The sequence below is a fragment of the Comamonas sp. A7-5 genome (genome assembly GCF_039581385.1).
GTDB lineage: Bacteria > Pseudomonadota > Gammaproteobacteria > Burkholderiales > Burkholderiaceae_C > Comamonas > Comamonas thiooxydans.
In genome coordinates, this window is sequence record NZ_JBCPWO010000003.1 from 124822 (window position 1) to 140991 (window position 16170).

The window sequence follows — 16170 nt, forward strand, 5'->3', positions numbered from 1 at the left end:
AGAGTTCTATTTTTAAAACGATGAAGCTGCCAGATCTCAACGAGCTCTACTACTTCGCCCAGGTGGTCGAGCATGGTGGATTCGCACCTGCAGGCCGCGCCCTGGGGCTGCCCAAGTCCAAGCTCAGCCGCCGCGTGGCGCTGCTCGAAGAGCGCCTGGGCGCGCAGTTGCTTCTGCGCTCCACGCGCAGCTTTGCTGTTACCGAGGTTGGCAAGCGCTACTACCAGCACTGCCGCGCCATGCTGACCGAGGCCGAAGCCGCCGAAGAGTCGGTGGCGCTGGTGCATTCCGAGCCCTGCGGCAAGGTGCGCATGAGCTGCCCCGTGGCCCTGCTGGCCTCGCGCGTGGGCCGCATGCTGGGCGAATTCATGCGCCAGTACCCACGCGTGGAGCTGCAGGTGGATGAGACCAACCGGCGCGTTGACGTGATCGGCGAGGGGCTGGATCTGGCCCTGCGCGTGCGCCCCCCGCCGCTGCAGGACAGCGATCTGGTGCTGCGCACGCTGGCCGAGCGCCGGCAATGCCTGGTGGCCGCACCCGAGCTGCTGCAGCGCCTGGGCCAGCCCGGCGGGCCCATGGATCTGTCGGCCTGGCCCAGCCTGGATATGGGCGGCGTGCAGGAAACTCACCGCTGGGTGCTGCACGGCCCCGACGCCGTGCGTGCCGAGGTCAGACACCAGCCAAGGCTGGTGACGCAGTCCATGCTGGCCCTGCGCGACGCTGCCGTGCTGGGTGCTGGTGTGGTGCAACTACCCAATATGTTTGTGCGCGAGGAACTGCGCAGCGGCACGCTGGTGCAGGTGTTGCCGGGCTGGCAGCCACGGCCCGAGATCATCCACGCCGTCTATGCCTCGCGCCGCGGGCAGCTGCCTGCCGTGCGCGCGCTGCTTGACCATCTAGCCCAATCCTTCAGGATCTTGTCGGAAGACTGAGCATCAAAACCGCCTCCATCACTTGCTGGACAAGCGCTGTCAGCTATCGAAACGATAACAACAGCCTCAACCCAGAGCCGCCTGGACATCGTCTGCCAGCTTCTCGGGCTTGTCCTGGGGTGCATAGCGGCGTATCACCTGTCCGTCGCGGCCCACAAGGAATTTGGTGAAATTCCATTTGATGGACTTGGTGCCCAGAACACCCGGCGCTTCGGACGTCAGCCAGCGGTACAAGGGATGCGCACCATCGCCGTTGACCTCGATCTTGTGCATGAGCGGGAAGCTGACGCCGAAGTTCAGCTCGCAAAAGCTCGCGATCTCGTCATCCGAGCCTTTCTCCTGGGCACCGAACTGGTTGCAGGGAAAGCCCAGCACCACCAGGCCCCGGTCCGCATACTGTTCGTGCAGTGCCTGCAGCCCCTTGTACTGGGGCGTGAAGCCGCAGGCACTGGCGGTATTCACGATCAGCAATACCTTGCCCTGGTACTGCGACAGAGGGACGCTGCGCCCCTGGATGTCGGTGGCCTCAAAGTCATAAACGCTGTTTGCCATGCTGCTCTCCCGCCAATGCGAAGCCGCAAGCTTAAGGCAGTCGGCAACTTGTCTCACAGCTAGAAACAACCCTGCATAACCGCGCCACGGAGACAATACCGGGGCTGCGACCATAGAAAAACCGATCCCCGCAAGCAGAGCGCCTGTTTTTTGGGCATTCTTCGCAGTCTTGCCTTCTTGCGGCCCTTGGCGGGCTGCCTTGCAACGTGCGTTTGTCCTTGAACGAATTGAAAGAAAAATGGGTAGCTCAGGCCACAGCTCTGTGGATGCGCGCTCGCGCCAGCACTGCCGGCCAGCGCATTGCAGCCCTGCCCTGGTGGCGTCGCTGGCCGACGCGGCGTGAATGGCTGTGGTTTGCCGCGGCCTTGCCGGTGCTGTTTGTCGTCTATGTGCTGCTGCTGATTCCGTTCACGCCCAGCATCAGCGACATCCGCAAGGCCAAGCTCGAGCAACCCGCGCAGATCCTGAGCGCCGACGGCAAGCTGATCGGCGAGTTCAAGCGCAGCAACCGCCAGTGGGTGCCGCTGGAGCAGATTTCGCCCGCCGTGGTCAAGGCCCTCGTGGCCACCGAAGACCACCGCTTCTACGAGCACCATGGCATGGACTTCACGCGCACCGTGGGTTCGGTCATCCACACGCTGGGCGGCAATCCCCAGGGCGGCTCCACCATCACCCAGCAACTGGCGCGCAATCTCTATCCCACGGAAATCGGCCGTGCCCGCAATGTGAACCGCAAGCTCAAGGAGGCGATCACGGCCTTCAAGATCGAAGCGCTCTACACCAAGGACGAGATTCTCGAAACCTATCTGAACACCGTGCCCTTTCTCTACAACGCCTATGGCATAGAGATGGCGGCGCGCACCTATTTCGACAAACCGGCGGCCAGGCTCACGGTGCTGGAAAGCGCCACGCTGGTGGGCATGCTCAAGGGCAATGCCTATTACAACCCGGTGATCAACCCCGACCGCGCGATTGCGCGGCGCAACACCGTGCTGAGCCAGATGGTCAAGCGCGGCGAACTCAAGGACGATGAGTTCGAGCGCCTCAGGAAACGCCCCATGCGTCTGGACTTCGAGCGCCAGGAAGAACCTACAGGCATGGCGCCGCATTTTTCCCAGCAGCTGCGCAAATGGCTGATCGCCTGGGCCGACAAGCACGACTACAACATCTATACCGACGGCCTGGTCGTGCGCACCACCCTGGATTCGCGCCTGCAGAACTGGGCGCAGCAGGCCGTGAACCGCCAGATGCATACGCTGCAAGGCATTGCCAACAACAACTGGAGTCACCGCGACGGCTGGAGCGCAGAGAACGCGCTGGTGCTGCAGCTGGTACGCGAGACGGAGGCCTTCCGCAAGCTCGCCAGAAGCGGCAAACCTTCCGACATCAGCGAGGAAGAGGCACTCAAGAAGCTGCTGGCCGACAAGACCTTCATGAGGCAGCTGCGCGAGGACAAGACCCGCGTGCAGGCCGGCTTTCTGGCCATAGACCCGCGCACCTCGGCCGTACTGGCCTGGGTGGGCAGCCGCGACTATGCCCAGGATGCATTCGACCATGTGGCCCAGGCACGCCGCCAGCCCGGCTCCACCTTCAAGCCCTTTGTCTATGGCGCAGCCCTGCAGCGTGGCGCCAGGCCCGAGGACACACGCAAGGACGAAGCCGTGGAAATCCAGCTGCCTGGCGGCGAGGTATGGCGTCCCAGCGATGCCGTCGAGCCCACGGGCGTGCCCATGAAACTCGGCGACGCGCTGGCCTATTCCAAGAACACCATCACGGCCGAGCTGGGTCAGGAAGTGGGCATGGACCGCGTCATCAAGCTGGCCCGCGGCCTGGGCGTGCGCCAGAGCCCGCTGGAGTCCGTGCCTTCGCTGGCACTGGGCTCCAGCCCCGTCACGCTGCTGGAAATGGTCAACGCCTACGGCAGCATTGCCAACTCCGGTCGCTACATACCGCCCCAGCTGGTCACCCGTATCGAGAATGCCGACGGCGAGCTGCTGGCCGAATTCACCCCGCCCAAGCCCGATCAGGTCTGGGACGAGGAAGAGAACTACGGTCTGCTGGAGATGATGCGCGCCGTGATCGACAAGGGCACAGGCCGCGCGATTCGCAAGCAATATGGCATTCGAGCCGACGTGGCCGGCAAGACCGGCACCACCCAGGGCAATGCCGACGGCTGGTTCATCCTCATGCACCCGCAGATCGTGGCCGGTGCCTGGGCAGGCTTCAACGATGCGCGCATCACGCTCAAAAGCGACCAGTGGGGTCAGGGTTCGCGCAGCGCCCTGCCCATGGTGGGTGACTTCATGTCGCGCGCCATGCGCAGCCCGCTGCTCAATGCCAAGGCCCGGTTCACCGAGCCCAACACCAGCCACTGGTGGAGCGATCTGGTGGGCCGTCTGCGCGACAAGGTTCAGGAATGGAGCGGGCCCGCAGATGAGGGCAACGACCCTGATCGCACAGCGCCGACAGCTCCCGCCCATCCAGCGCCCAACAGAAGCAACGGCAGCGAGGTGGACATCATCGAGAGCACGCCCGCTGCACCGCCCTCGACAGGCGGCCAGCCCGCGCCAGCCGACAGCAGCGCCCAGCCGCCTGACCTCGACAGCAGCCCCGGGCTGGCTCCCGGCGAGATGATGTCTGCGCCTGCACCGAGCAAAGCCCCCGCGCCTTCAAGCTGGAGCGACGTAGGCACACCACTGCCGCCTGCGGCGCCGCTGAATGCGCCGCAGGACAGCCAGTAGCGCGGTTTTCAGCCACATGCCCCACTGGGCTGTCGAATAACTGGTCCAATTGCAGACTGATACCCGCCAGCAGGTCTCCCACCAGGAGGCCGCTGGCGGATTTGTTTTCGCCGGGCATGTAACCCACATGCCGATGGCGCTGCGCCGATCCGGAGCCGACATGACCGCCAATACGCCAACCATCGTCACCTTTGCCATCTACCTGCTGGGCATGCTGCTCATCGGTTGGGCGGGATACAAAGCCACGTCCAACCTGTCCGACTACATCCTGGGCGGGCGCAGTCTGGGCTCGGTGGTCACGGCCCTGTCGGCCGGGGCATCGGACATGAGCGGCTGGCTGCTCATGGGCCTGCCCGGTGCGGTGTTTGCCACCGGCCTGTCGGCCTCGTGGATTGCCATCGGCCTGTGCGTCGGTGCCTGGCTCAACTGGCGCTTTGTGGCGGCACGCCTGCGCGTCTATACCGAAAAGGTGGGCAATGCGCTGACATTGCCCGATTACTTCACCAACCGATTCGAGGATGGCAGCAGTCTGCTTCGCATCGTCACCGCGCTGGTGATTCTGGTGTTCTTCACCGTCTACTGCGCCTCCGGCGTGGTCGCGGGCGCCCGACTGTTCGAGTCCATGTTCGGCATGGACTACCAGACAGCCCTGTGGGTGGGTGCCGTGGCCACCATGGCCTATGTGTTCATCGGCGGCTTTCTGGCCGTGAGCTGGACCGACACCATCCAGGCCTCGCTGATGATCACCGCACTGATCCTCGCGCCGCTGATGGTCATCTATGCCGATGGTGGCGTGGGTGCCAGCGCGGCCATCATCGAAACTGCGCGCAGCGGTGCCTTCGACATGTTCCAGGGCCAGGGAGCGATCGCCATCGTCTCCTTACTGGCCTGGGGTCTGGGCTACTTCGGCCAGCCCCATATTCTGGTGCGCTTCATGGCGGCCGAGTCGATCAAGACCATTCCCAACGCGCGCCGCATCGGCATGAGCTGGATGATGCTGTGCCTGGGAGGCGCCGTGGCCGTGGGCTTCTTCGGCATTGCCTTCTTTGCCAGCCGCCCCGATATTGCGACAAACGTCAACGGCAACCATGAACTCGTGTTCCTGGAAGTCGCCAAGTTGCTGTTCAACCCCTGGATCAGCGGTGTGCTGCTGGCCGCCGTGCTGGCGGCCGTGATGAGTACCCTGTCCTGCCAGTTGCTGGTCTGCTCCAGCGCCCTCACGCAAGATATCTACAAGACCTTTCTGCACAAAAGCGCCAGCCAGAAGCAGCTGGTCTGGTTCGGCCGTTCCATGGTGTTTGCCATTGCCTTGATCGCCATCCTCATTGCGCAGGACCCCAAGGCCAAGGTGCTGGGCATGGTCAGCAATGCCTGGGCCGGCTTCGGTGCCGCCTTCGGCCCGCTGGTGCTGATATCGCTGCTCTGGGCCCGCATGACACGCAACGGCGCACTAGCCGGCATGGTCGTGGGTGCGGTCACGGTTCTGGTCTGGCAGCATTACCAGTGGTTCAAGCTCTATGAGATCGTTCCCGGATTTGCGTTTTCCGCTATCGCAATCATAGTAGTCAGCCTGCTGGACAAAGCGCCTTCGGCCACGATCATGGCCAAGCACCGCGAGGTGGATGATGTCATCGCTGCCCACGGCGAATAAAAGCTGCCACGCCCCTGCCAAAGCCCTGTCCGGCCATGCCGACAGGGCTTTTTTGTCGTCGAAAACCGCTCGACAGACTGCACAAAAAATAGGCGCAACTTGCATTTTCGAGGCCTATCCGTCACACTTACGGGTCGAAATTTCAGGCATTACCTGAGATTCTGAAAGGTTTAGTGAATGCTCAAGGCCGCTGCAGCCAAGGTATATCAGACGGGTTTAGCGTTGATGCTGGGTGCCGCTTTTGCGCTGGCATCTCCTGCGGCTTTGGCGCGCAAAGCGCCCGAAGTCGGTGCCGCCGTTCCCGGCTTTGAGACCGTGAGCCTGGCCGAACTACCGCGCGAAGGCCGCACCACCTATGGTCGCATCCTCCAGGGCGGTCCGTTCTCCAGCGACAAGGACGGCACAGTTTTCGGCAACCGTGAGCGCATACTTCCGCGCCAGGCCAGAGGCTATTACCGCGAATACACCGTGCGCACGCCAGGCGCGAAAAACCGGGGTGCGCGACGCATAGTCTGTGGCGGCTTGCAGCCCCAGGTGCCCGATGCCTGCTTCTACACGGGCGACCACTACAACAGCTTTCAGCAAATCGTCCAATGAAGTTAAAAGACGCCCTCCAGGCCCGCCATACAGCGGCTTTTGACCTCTTGAATTCCGCAGCGGCGGTTTGCGCAGACAGCCTACAGCGCTGTCAGTACCGACTCTGCCACCAGTTTTGATGTTTTTAGAAAGAATCACGGAGATGGACACGCCACTTCGTAAGCCCTCGGAAACACCGTTGCGCAATGTTCGCCCGAACATCGTGCAATCCATTCGCGCCTATCGCATTCCTGATCTTCAGGCAGCAGCAGAGGCGCTGGGCTCCCATTTCCTCTATGCCAACCTGGCCCATGCCCAGACCAAGGCCGACGTTTTCGAGCTGCTGTCCACACAGTTCTACCTGCCGGCACACTTTGGCAAGAACTGGGATGCGCTGTATGACTGCATGACCGACCCGATCAACAAATCCGGCCCGCAACCCGGTTTTGTGGTGGTGCTCGACCAGATTCCGACCACTCCCAAATTCGACAAGGAAGTGCGCGAGCAGTTGCTGGACGTGTTCCGCGATACCGCGGACTTCTGGGCAGAGCGCAAGATTCCCTTCCGCTGCTTTTACTCATTCCTATAGGCCGGCTGCTGCGGCGCACACAACACAAAATGCCCGCCTTGAATGCGGGCGTTTTTGCTTTCAGAACCAAGGGCTCAGGCAGTGCTGTCCTGAGCGGCAACCTTGAGCTGCATCCACTTGCCCATTGCAATCACCAGCACGGCGCCGCAAGCGGCCGCTGCGTAATGCGCCCAGGGATTGATCCGTACAAAACCTTCGAGCATATGGTCGCTGGTGATGGTTTCGCCGGCCACCCAGCCAATCAGTGCCGCGCCCAAAGTGACGATGACCGGAAAACGCTCCATCAGCTTGATCATCAGCGTGGAGCCAAAGATGACCAGCGGAATGCTGATGGCAAGGCCCAGAATCAGCAGCAGCATATCGCCGCCCGCTGCCGCAGCCACGGCGATCACATTGTCCAGGCTCATGACCAGATCGGCGAGCAAAATGGTGCGAACGGCAGCCATCATGCCCTGCCTGGCCACGCTGCCGGAATCCTCTTCTTCATCTTCGCCCTTGAGCAGGCCCACGCCAATCCACAGCAGCAGCAGGCCACCGATCACCTCGACGAATGGCAGCTGCATCAGCTTGGCAGCCACCACGGTCAAGGCAATACGCAACACCACGGCGGCACCGGAGCCGAACAGCACCGCTTTTTTCTGCTGCTCCGGCGGCAGGCCACGTGCGGCCAGAGCAATGACCACCGCGTTGTCACCCGAGAGAATGATGTTGATCCAGACGATCTTGAACAAGCCGATCCAGAAATCGGCACCGAGCATGGCATCCATGGAAAATATTCCTGAGTTCTCTGTCCATTGCACCTTGAACGGACAAACGCCCGGCATTGCAAAGCCAGGCGTGATCAATGCAGGGAAGTTTAGCCAACTGCCTCTTGGAGCCGCTATCGGCGTATTGCTTCTGACGTCATGGGAATTGCAGGCCACGGAGTTCGCTTCCGTTTTGGGGCAGACTCCGCACTCTCCTCAAATTACCAGTTTTCAGTGATAGCCAAGCGACCTGATCTCGGTAACAGTGGGACACGAAAACCAGCGGCACCTCACACAATATGGCAGAGACTTTTTCCCTCCCTACAGAGTCCATTCTCCCCAGCCCCTTGATCGTGGTGGAGGATGAGCCGTTGATCCGCAATCGGCTGGAAAGCATTTTGCATGGCCTCGGATATGCGGATGATGCTCTCATCTTTGCAGCAACCCTGGGGCAGGCTCGCGCCCGGCTGGCGGAGCATCCGGTCGCCATGGCGCTGGTGGACCTGGGCTTGCCCGACGGCAGCGGCATAGAGCTGATCAGCCAGCTGCGCGCCGCCGATCCCGGCATGGGAATTCTGGTCATCTCCGCCTGGAGCACCGAGGACGCCATTCTGTCGGCGCTGCGTGCCGGGGCCAACGGCTATGTGCTCAAGGAGCGCGACGACCTGGAGGTCACCCTGTCCATACGCAGTGTGCTGCGCGGTGGCGCCCCCATCGACCCTTTCATTGCACGGCGCATCATTGCCGAGTTGCAGCCCTCCCAGCCCACGGAAGCGCACAAGGAGATGCCGCCCGAAGCCATACTCAGCGCCCGCGAAATCCAGATCCTCAAGCTGGTCGCAGACGGCATGACCAACCGGGAGATCGCAGAGTCGCTCTTTCTCTCGCGCTACACCGTGGAGTGCCATGTGAAGAACATTTACCGCAAGCTGGCCGTGCCTTCGCGCACCAAGGCGGTCAGCGAGGCCCGGGCACGCGGTTTGCTGAGCTGAATGTTCAAGCGGTCGGCTCTCTTGCTCCGCCTGATATTTGCGCTCGTCATGGGCTGGAATTGCGGCGTGGCCTGGGCACAGGAGCCCAGGCCTCAGGATCTGCTCTGTGAACCGCGCATTGTGGCCCGCCAATCGGCCAAGGCACTGCCCGAGGGGCCTCCACCCGATGCGGCCTTGCTGCAATGGGTGGATGTGCCGGGGCTGGATGACTGGAGTCAACGCTGGCCCGGCTATGACGGTGCAGCCTGGTACCGCATCGATTGGGAGAGTCCCTGCGGGCGCGATCAGCCTGTGGCGCTGGCCGTCATCAATATCGTGCTGGCGGGCGAGGTGTTCGTGAATTCAGAACTGATCTGGCGCGATCAATCGCTGGTGGAGCCACTGAGTCGCAGCTGGAATATGCCACGCTACTGGCTGTTGCCCAAGGCGCTGCTCAAGGAACAGGGCAACAGCATCTGGGTACGCGTCCACGGGCTCAGCAACCAGACGCCAGGCCTTGGGCGGCTGCGCATAGGTCATCCGGCCGAGCTCAAGCAATGGACAGTACAGGCCACCTGGAACCTGCGCACCATTTATATGGTCTGCATCACGGTCAGCCTGGTGCTATGTCTGCTGTTTTCGTTTGCCTGGCTCCACAACCGCAATCAAAAACTCTATGGATGGTACGCACTCAATCTGATGTGCTGGGCACTGATGCTCTGCTTTATGGTCATGACTGATCCCTGGCCCTTCAGCAGCACCCCGGCCTTTGCCAAGGGAAATCTGCTGGTTTTCATTGCCTTTACCTACACTTTCTGCATTTTTACGCTGCACTTTGCGGAGTTGCGCCTCATACGCCTGGAGCGTACGCTGGCTGGCATATGCAGCCTCTGTGCCATATTCGCACTGTCTGTCCCCGATGCACAGATGGCGCTGAGCCAGGCCGTCTGGCTGCTGATGTTCTGTCTTTGCGCTCTGGTCTGCCTGCTGTTTCCACTGCGCGCGCTGCAGACACGCACGCCGGCCCACATCGCTTTCAGCCTCTGCTTCGTGCTCTACCTGGCCATCGGCGTGCACGACCTGCTGCTGCTGACCAAGACCCTGGAGCACAATCTGACGCTGACCCCCTACACCACCTTGCTGAGCATGCTGGTGATCGCGTGGTTTCTGGGGCGACAGGTCGTGTGGAATATGCGCCGCATCGAGCACTTCAACCACGAACTCAGTCTCACCGTCACACAGGCCTGCGACGACCTGAGCCAGACCCTGGAGAGGGAACACCATCTGGCTCTGAGCCACTCCCGCCTGCAGGAACGTCTGCGCATTTCCCAGGATCTGCACGACGGTCTGGGCGGCTCTCTGGTGCGCTCCATTGCCCTGGTCGAGCAAAGCAGCGCCCCTTTGCCCAATGCCCAGGTGCTGTCCATGCTCAAGCTCATGCGTGACGACCTGCGTCAGATGATTGATACCGGCACCAGCACGGCCATCCAGGTTCCCGAGACACCCATGCAGTGGCTTGCTCCACTGCGCCACCGCTTTGCACGACTGTTCGAGGAGCTGGACATTCAGGTGAAGTGGCGTCTGCCCGAATACTGGACTCACGCGCCCAGCCCCATTCAGTGCCTGACGCTGACCCGCGTGCTGGAAGAGGCATTGACCAATGTCATCAAGCACAGCCGCGCCAGCCAAGTCCAGGTTCGGCTGGAGATTCCCGACTCCAGGGAGTTGCAGCTGCAGATCGAGGACAACGGCACAGGCTTTGATCTCGACAGCACCCAGATCAACAGCATGGGCGTGGGCATGCGCAGCATGCTGGCACGACTGGAGCGCCTGCAAGGCACTCTGGTCATACAGTCCAGCCCCGGCCGCACCGAGCTGCGAGCCAGCCTGCCGCTGTTCGGCAAGGTGCAACGTCACACCGAAGTACAGAGCGCCGTGCCGTCTCCCCAGAGCATCTGGTAACTGCGCTAAGCTTTCTGCATGCCCCTGCTTATCGACGGAACACCGCATGAAGACGGCGTCTTCAACCTTCAGCTGACGCCTGACGCGCCGCACAGACTCAAAACCAGCCCCGGTCAGGGCAGCCTGACCCTTGGCCCCAGGACGCTGTTGAAAACAGCGGACCTGTGGCTGCCTGTCGACGCCTGCGTGCTCTGGTCCTGCTTTGCCCCCTTTGCCACGCCCGCCGGCTCGCCCTGGCCACGCAGCTTCTACTACACGGGCAATGACAGCGGCTTCTTCACATGGGCGCAGCTGCGTGCTATCGAAAACTTCAGCTGGTACCCACAGCTGCAGCAAGATGTACATATCGACGCCAGCCGGTCACAGATTCGCGAGCTGAGCATTCATCTGCAAGCGGGCAATCAGGGCCACATCCACCTGAAGCTGCCGCAGCAGGGCATGCGCCTTCATCTGCATGGCAATCTGGAGAAAATCACCGTCACCGCAGGCCTGCCTGAAAGCCTGAGTTTGAGCCCGGCCACCAGCAAGAACCCGGCCGACGAGGCCTTCCAGCTGCCCGACATGGGCAGCCTGAAGCAGGTCACCACGCTGGAGCTGAGCAATGGAGCGGGAAAGCAACCCATTTCGCTGCAAAACCTGCTGCAGTTTTCGAAGCTGGAATCGCTCTCCCTGTGGGGAAATCACAGCGATTTGGCTCAGCTTTCATCATGTACGCAGCTCAAGGCGCTATCACTGCGTTTTATGCGCCATCTGTCGGGACTGCCTGCGCTGCCAACCTGGCCGGAGCTGGACTTCTTCATCGCCTACAACGTGGAAGAAGCCGCTGGGAAAAGCCTGCGCCAGCAACTCAAGGACCGTGCCAAGGCACGACCCTGGGCTGACTACACATCCGTCAGCCAGTTGCGCAAGCCCGAATGGTGGGCCAAGGAATATGGGCGGCCATTTGCGGGCTGGCCCGCAGCCCGCGCCAGGATTGCGCATGCGGCTTATGAGCTGGCAGAGCAGGAAATCGGCACTGCCAGCAGCCTTGGCCATGTGCAAGCTGCACTGACGGCCTTTGCCGCCCGCTTCAACACGGTCAAGGGCATTGAAACCAGCGAACGTGAAGACCTGGGGCTGGCCGTGCAGCAACTGGCACAACTGCCTGCGGCGCTGGCTCTGAAGCTTACGGATAAGCAGGCCCAGCAGTGGTTTGATGAAAACCGCGATTACTAGCGCCTACCTAGCGCTTACCTAGTGGCCGCAGGATCGACCTGCGCAATGATGCCGCCGCCCAGGCAGACATCGCCGTCATAGAGCACGGCGGACTGACCAGGGGTGACAGCCCACTGCGCTTCTGGAAAGTCCAGACGGAAGCCGGCATCCGTGGCCTGGGAAATCAGCGCCGGCGAATCCGGCTGGCGGTAACGGGTCTTGGAGCCGTAGGCCTTGCCCTCAGCCGGAGCATGGCCGGCCACCCAGCTGACCTGATCGGCCAGCAGGGCATGCGACTGAAGCAGCGGATGGTCATGGCCCTGCACCACGCGCAGAATGTTCTTGTCCATTTCCTTGCGCGCCACAAACCAGGGCGCATGGTCCCCCGCACCACGGGCGGCGCCCTTTTCCTTGACGCCGCCAATGCCCAGACCCGAACGCTGGCCCAGCGTGTAGAAGGACAGGCCCACATGCTTGCCCAGCTTGCGGTTGCGGTCGTCGAGGATAGGCCCCGGCTCCTTGCTGATGTAGCGGTTCAGGAAGTCGCGGAATGGGCGCTCGCCGATGAAGCAGATACCCGTCGAGTCCTTCTTCCTGGCATTGGGCAGGCCAATCTCTTCGGCAATGCGGCGCACCTCGGTCTTGTGCAGCTCGCCCACGGGAAACATGGCCTTGGACAGCTGGGCCTGGTTCAGCCGGTGCAGGAAATAGCTCTGATCCTTGCTGTTGTCCAGGCCCTTGAGCAGCTCGAACAGCTGGGTGGAGGGGTTCTGGCGCACGCGTGCATAGTGGCCGGTGGCAATCTTCTCGGCACCCAGGCGCATGGCGTGGTCGAGGAAGGCCTTGAACTTGATCTCCGCATTGCACAGCACGTCCGGATTGGGCGTGCGACCGGCCTGGTACTCGCGCAGGAACTCGGCAAACACGCGATCCTTGTAGTCGGCGGCGAAGTTCACATGCTCGATCTCGATGCCGATCACGTCGGCCACGGCCGCCGCATCGACAAAGTCGATATTCGACGAGCAGTACTCGCTGTCGTCGTCATCTTCCCAGTTCTTCATGAAGATGCCGACGACCTCATGGCCCTGCTGTTTGAGAAGATAGGCGGTGACGGCGGAATCCACACCGCCCGACAAACCCACCACGACACGCTGCTTGTTGCTCATAGGTATGCGATTATCCCAGCGCCCGTCAACTGCTGCGGGCGTGAGGATTTGCCATGGAACTGCGCCAGCTGCGCTACTTTGTACGAATTGTTGAACTGGGCTCCATGAGCCGGGCGGCGCTGGATCTGGACATGGTGCAATCGGCGCTGAGCCAGCAGATCAGCCGCCTGGAGTCGGAACTCTCGACCCGGCTGCTGCAGCGCACACCACGCGGAGTCATCCCCACCGAGGCCGGCCAGGCCTTTTTCCACCAGGCCCAGCTGACCCTGCGCCATGCCCAGCAGGCCATTCACGCTGCCCAGCAGGCGCGGCTGTCGGGCGCCGTCAGCATGGGACTGTCGCCCACGATTGCCAATGTGCTGGGCCTGCCGCTGATGCGAGCCATGCGCGAACGCTACCCCGATGTGAGGCTGCACATGGTGTCAGCCCTCTCGGGGCATCTGACCAGTCTTCTCAACGCCAGACAGCTGGATCTGGCTATCCTTTTCGATACTCAGAGCGCCCGGCGCTGGAGCGTGATGCCGCTGCTCGAAGAGCAGCTGTTTCTGATTCAGTCGCGCCAGCAACCGGTGGCGCCGCAGATTCAGCATGAAGTGCCCATCAGCCTGGAGCAGTTGCAGCAAGTGCCTCTGATCCTGCCCTCGGGCAGCCACGGCCTGCGCAGCTCCATCATGGCCTCGTTCACCAGCGCCGGTTTCCAATCGCAGATGGCCATGGAAATCGACTCGCTGTCCCTGCTGATGGAAGCGGTCGCTGCCGGCATGGGCGCCACAGTCCAGCCCTGGTCGGCCGTGGGCATGTACCGTGATGCTGCCGAGCGTTTTCAGTGGTCGCAAATCGCCGATGACTCGGTGCGGCGCAAAGCCGCGCTGTGCAGCCTGTCGGACGATGAGCTCTCGCCAGCAGCTCTTGCCTCCCGCGTAGTGCTGATGGATTGCGCACGCCAGCTGGTGCAGTCAGGGGGATGGGTGGGGGCTAAGCTGGTGTCCTAATAAGCACCTCGGGAATACCCAAAAGCGCCAAATATTCCCAGCTCGGGTCATAAAACTGCGAATCGCGCGTTGAGTCTTGTTCGTCGCCCTCGGGCACCACAATAACCATGCCTTGGCGCGCTCTGGTGAGCAACACCCGGTAGGCATTCAAGCGATAGCGTTGATCGACCTCTTGCCGAATCTCTTGCCACCGCGTGCCGCTGAAGCTGCGAAAGCGCCAGGGGGCGGATGGGTTCTGGGGCTGGTACATCAAATCGCCATCCCAAACCACCATGGTCCAATCCAACTCCAAGCCCTGCACATCGAACTCACTGCCGGCATCTTCCAGGTAATAAGACGATCTCACGTCATTGGCATCGTTCAAGAACCATGCACAAGGGTCGATCTTCACGCCCATATTCAAGCCCAAGGGCTTGATGCGCTTGGCGCCCGAGGATGCCAACGCCCCATAGCGCTCGCTGCCCCGTGCCTTGCTTTTAAGCCACTGCTTGGCCTGTGCCAACGAGCGCGTGCGCACGATGGGGTAATGTTTGAGCACTTGCTGCAGCTGCGCTTTTGCCTCAGCAATCTCGCCAGCCATCACGGCGGCGATGGCTTGTGACAGCCGCTCTGAACGAAAAGATCGTAGCGACACCCCTAGGTGCAATGCGGGCGAGCGCACGATTTGGCTATGTTTTATCTCTGACAACTGAAAGCTGTGCAGATAGCTGCTGTTCTCCAATTGCGCGGGAAGATAGATATCCCAATGCGTAAAGCGGTCCCGCAGCGCGCGCAGCCATTCTTCCAATCCGGCTTCGCCGGTGTTGATTTCTTGGCCTCCGCCAATTAAGCAAACAATGGCAGCCCAGCCCTCGTGCCTGTCCATCACACCAATCAAAAAAGCTGGCTCTGATTGGTCAAAGTCGGGCTGGTTGCGCTTGGTACGCATGAACTTGCTGGCTTGCTCGCGGTCCCATGCGCGCTGGGCTTCATCAAAAACTACCACCCTCTCAACAGGCGCCGCCTCGCTTTTAAGGTTGTCATCTCGAAAATGGTGAATGTTTTGGATAAACGCCTTGGCTTTGCGCTTTGCATCGTTTTTTCTGACGGGCTGGGCGCTTTGCTTGCTTTGCAGCACTTCATCGCGGGCCAACGCCTCCCGCAAAACATCCACCAAAGGGCCATTGCCCGACAAGAACACCGCATGCTCTTGCTCATCAGCATCATGTTTGCGGCGCTCGCACACCAAGTTCAGCCCCGCCAAAGTCTTGCCTGCACCTGGCACGCCAGACACAAAGCAAATCACCTTTCGCTTGAACTGCCGCGCACGATCAATCGCCGCCGTCAACGCCTCGGTGGTAGCTCCTAAGTTCTCTGCCCCGGCTTCGGAGTGCGTAATCTCCTCCACCCCATGACCTTTGTAGAGGGCTTGCGAGGCCTCCACAATGGTAGGCGTTGGCCGGTATCCGGCAGCCAGCCAGGCTGCATAGTCCAGTTCAAGCCCTGCGGCAGACTGCGCGAACTTCGCCAGCACCGCGCGCAAGCTGTCGGTATTGGCTTGGATGACAGGATAGATGCCATCCACTGGGTAGGTATAGACCTGCTCCACATCCGGCGCAGCAGTCGCTACCAAGATGGGTGCAATCACTGCCGTATGGCTGCCCCCATGAAAGTTGCGCAGGTCCAAGGCATAGTCCAAAACCTGTGTTTGCGCCGCCGCGTCGTATTGCTTGGCGCCCACCTTGAACTCCAGTACCGCCACTTTGTTCCCCAAAAGCAGCAAGTTATCCACGCGCCGGCCAATGCGGGGGATGACGAACTCAAAGCCGATCATGCCTTCCATACTGGAGTCGAGCGCCTCGCGGAGAATTTCGATCTGCTGCTTCCAAGCCCCCATTTGCTCCGTCGCTACATCACCTTCGGATGCGATGGAAAGTTGCCCCAAGATGGTATGGTCTGAGGCAGCAAAAAATTCCTGAATCGTGGCGATGTATGCAGCGCGCTGGGAAGGTTTTTTCATTTCTAAGGGCGATGTCCAAAACCGTTTGAGCATAGCCCGCGCACGGCAATGCGAGCTGCTTCGGCGTCAATTCATCACAAATCGTGATACCCCTATCCC

Annotated in this window: 14 protein-coding genes; 10 read left to right on the top strand and 4 right to left on the bottom strand. The window is 61.3% G+C overall.

Translation table 11 applies throughout. The features are described from left to right. Positions 1-20: 20 nt before the first annotated feature. Entirely contained in the window at positions 21-932 is a 912-nt protein-coding gene (locus AAIL67_RS06160; protein WP_343483590.1) for a LysR family transcriptional regulator, read from the top strand. 66 nt (positions 933-998) lie between these two features. Here AAIL67_RS06160 and AAIL67_RS06165 read toward each other — a convergent pair whose 3' ends face one another. After that, positions 999-1484 (bottom strand): glutathione peroxidase, encoded by a 486-nt coding sequence (locus tag AAIL67_RS06165; RefSeq protein WP_343483591.1) that lies wholly within the window; start codon positions 1482-1484, stop codon positions 999-1001. A 266-nt stretch (positions 1485-1750) separates the two neighbouring features. On the opposite strand from AAIL67_RS06165, the gene AAIL67_RS06170 reads away from it, so the two are divergent. From AAIL67_RS06170 to AAIL67_RS06185, 4 genes are all read left to right on the top strand, one after another. Then, positions 1751-4225, top strand: coding sequence for a transglycosylase domain-containing protein (locus AAIL67_RS06170; RefSeq protein WP_343483736.1), 2475 nt, complete (start codon positions 1751-1753; stop codon positions 4223-4225). Between the two features lie 127 nt (positions 4226-4352). Continuing rightward, positions 4353-5876, top strand: coding sequence for a sodium/proline symporter PutP (gene putP / locus AAIL67_RS06175; protein WP_343483592.1), 1524 nt, complete (start codon positions 4353-4355; stop codon positions 5874-5876). A 177-nt stretch (positions 5877-6053) separates the two neighbouring features. After that, on the top strand, positions 6054-6473 hold the full coding sequence (locus AAIL67_RS06180; RefSeq protein ID WP_063662303.1) for a ribonuclease domain-containing protein: 420 nt from the start codon (positions 6054-6056) through the stop codon (positions 6471-6473). A 142-nt stretch (positions 6474-6615) separates the two neighbouring features. Beyond that, complete coding sequence (locus AAIL67_RS06185) at positions 6616-7041, top strand: barstar family protein (protein ID WP_003072350.1); 426 nt, start codon at positions 6616-6618, stop codon at positions 7039-7041. 74 nt (positions 7042-7115) lie between these two features. Here the strand turns inward: AAIL67_RS06185 and AAIL67_RS06190 are convergent, their stop codons facing one another. Further along, the gene (locus tag AAIL67_RS06190; RefSeq protein ID WP_034394409.1) at positions 7116-7808 is read right to left on the bottom strand and encodes a TerC family protein; all 693 of its coding nucleotides are present in this window, start codon (positions 7806-7808) and stop codon (positions 7116-7118) included. On the opposite strand from AAIL67_RS06190, the gene AAIL67_RS06195 reads away from it, so the two are divergent. From AAIL67_RS06195 to AAIL67_RS06210, 4 genes are all read left to right on the top strand, one after another. Beyond that, complete coding sequence (locus tag AAIL67_RS06195; RefSeq protein ID WP_156507050.1) at positions 7807-8025, top strand: hypothetical protein; 219 nt, start codon at positions 7807-7809, stop codon at positions 8023-8025. The two genes, AAIL67_RS06190 and AAIL67_RS06195, sit on opposite strands and share 2 nt — an antisense overlap. A 61-nt stretch (positions 8026-8086) precedes the next feature. Continuing rightward, a complete protein-coding gene (locus AAIL67_RS06200) occupies positions 8087-8779 on the top strand; it encodes a response regulator transcription factor (RefSeq protein WP_034347946.1) in 693 nt (230 codons plus the stop codon). Between the two features lie 48 nt (positions 8780-8827). Then, positions 8828-10720, top strand: a complete 1893-nt coding sequence (locus AAIL67_RS06205) for an ATP-binding protein (protein WP_343483593.1) — start codon at positions 8828-8830, stop codon at positions 10718-10720. 18 nt (positions 10721-10738) lie between these two features. Further along, positions 10739-11935: a transcriptional regulator gene (locus AAIL67_RS06210; protein ID WP_343483594.1), complete on the top strand. Its 1197-nt coding sequence runs from the start codon at positions 10739-10741 to the stop codon at positions 11933-11935. A gap of 14 nt (positions 11936-11949) precedes the next feature. Here the strand turns inward: AAIL67_RS06210 and mnmA are convergent, their stop codons facing one another. Then, positions 11950-13080, bottom strand: coding sequence for a tRNA 2-thiouridine(34) synthase MnmA (gene mnmA, locus AAIL67_RS06215; protein ID WP_253232969.1), 1131 nt, complete (start codon positions 13078-13080; stop codon positions 11950-11952). 53 nt (positions 13081-13133) lie between these two features. On the opposite strand from mnmA, the gene AAIL67_RS06220 reads away from it, so the two are divergent. Beyond that, positions 13134-14072, top strand: a complete 939-nt coding sequence (locus AAIL67_RS06220) for a LysR substrate-binding domain-containing protein (protein WP_034394421.1) — start codon at positions 13134-13136, stop codon at positions 14070-14072. On the opposite strand, the gene AAIL67_RS06225 is transcribed toward AAIL67_RS06220, so the two are convergent. Beyond that, on the bottom strand, positions 14056-16071 hold the full coding sequence (locus AAIL67_RS06225; protein ID WP_034394425.1) for a DUF2075 domain-containing protein: 2016 nt from the start codon (positions 16069-16071) through the stop codon (positions 14056-14058). The two genes, AAIL67_RS06220 and AAIL67_RS06225, sit on opposite strands and share 17 nt — an antisense overlap. Positions 16072-16170: the final 99 nt, after the last annotated feature.

Bases quoted from the DNA above. Each gene is read 5' to 3' on its own strand.
- AAIL67_RS06160 (WP_343483590.1), top strand. From the start codon at position 21: ATGAAGCTGCCAGATCTCAACGAGCTCTACTACTTCGCCCAGGTGGTC.
- AAIL67_RS06165 (WP_343483591.1), bottom strand. From the start codon at position 1,484: ATGGCAAACAGCGTTTATGACTTTGAGGCCACCGACATCCAGGGGCGC.
- AAIL67_RS06170 (WP_343483736.1), top strand. From the start codon at position 1,751: ATGCGCGCTCGCGCCAGCACTGCCGGCCAGCGCATTGCAGCCCTGCCC.
- putP (WP_343483592.1), top strand. From the start codon at position 4,353: ATGCCGATGGCGCTGCGCCGATCCGGAGCCGACATGACCGCCAATACG.
- AAIL67_RS06180 (WP_063662303.1), top strand. From the start codon at position 6,054: ATGCTCAAGGCCGCTGCAGCCAAGGTATATCAGACGGGTTTAGCGTTG.
- AAIL67_RS06185 (WP_003072350.1), top strand. From the start codon at position 6,616: ATGGACACGCCACTTCGTAAGCCCTCGGAAACACCGTTGCGCAATGTT.
- AAIL67_RS06195 (WP_156507050.1), top strand. From the start codon at position 7,807: ATGGAAAATATTCCTGAGTTCTCTGTCCATTGCACCTTGAACGGACAA.
- AAIL67_RS06190 (WP_034394409.1), bottom strand. From the start codon at position 7,808: ATGGATGCCATGCTCGGTGCCGATTTCTGGATCGGCTTGTTCAAGATC.
- AAIL67_RS06200 (WP_034347946.1), top strand. From the start codon at position 8,087: ATGGCAGAGACTTTTTCCCTCCCTACAGAGTCCATTCTCCCCAGCCCC.
- AAIL67_RS06205 (WP_343483593.1), top strand. From the start codon at position 8,828: ATGGGCTGGAATTGCGGCGTGGCCTGGGCACAGGAGCCCAGGCCTCAG.
- AAIL67_RS06210 (WP_343483594.1), top strand. From the start codon at position 10,739: ATGCCCCTGCTTATCGACGGAACACCGCATGAAGACGGCGTCTTCAAC.
- mnmA (WP_253232969.1), bottom strand. From the start codon at position 13,080: ATGAGCAACAAGCAGCGTGTCGTGGTGGGTTTGTCGGGCGGTGTGGAT.
- AAIL67_RS06220 (WP_034394421.1), top strand. From the start codon at position 13,134: ATGGAACTGCGCCAGCTGCGCTACTTTGTACGAATTGTTGAACTGGGC.
- AAIL67_RS06225 (WP_034394425.1), bottom strand. From the start codon at position 16,071: ATGAAAAAACCTTCCCAGCGCGCTGCATACATCGCCACGATTCAGGAA.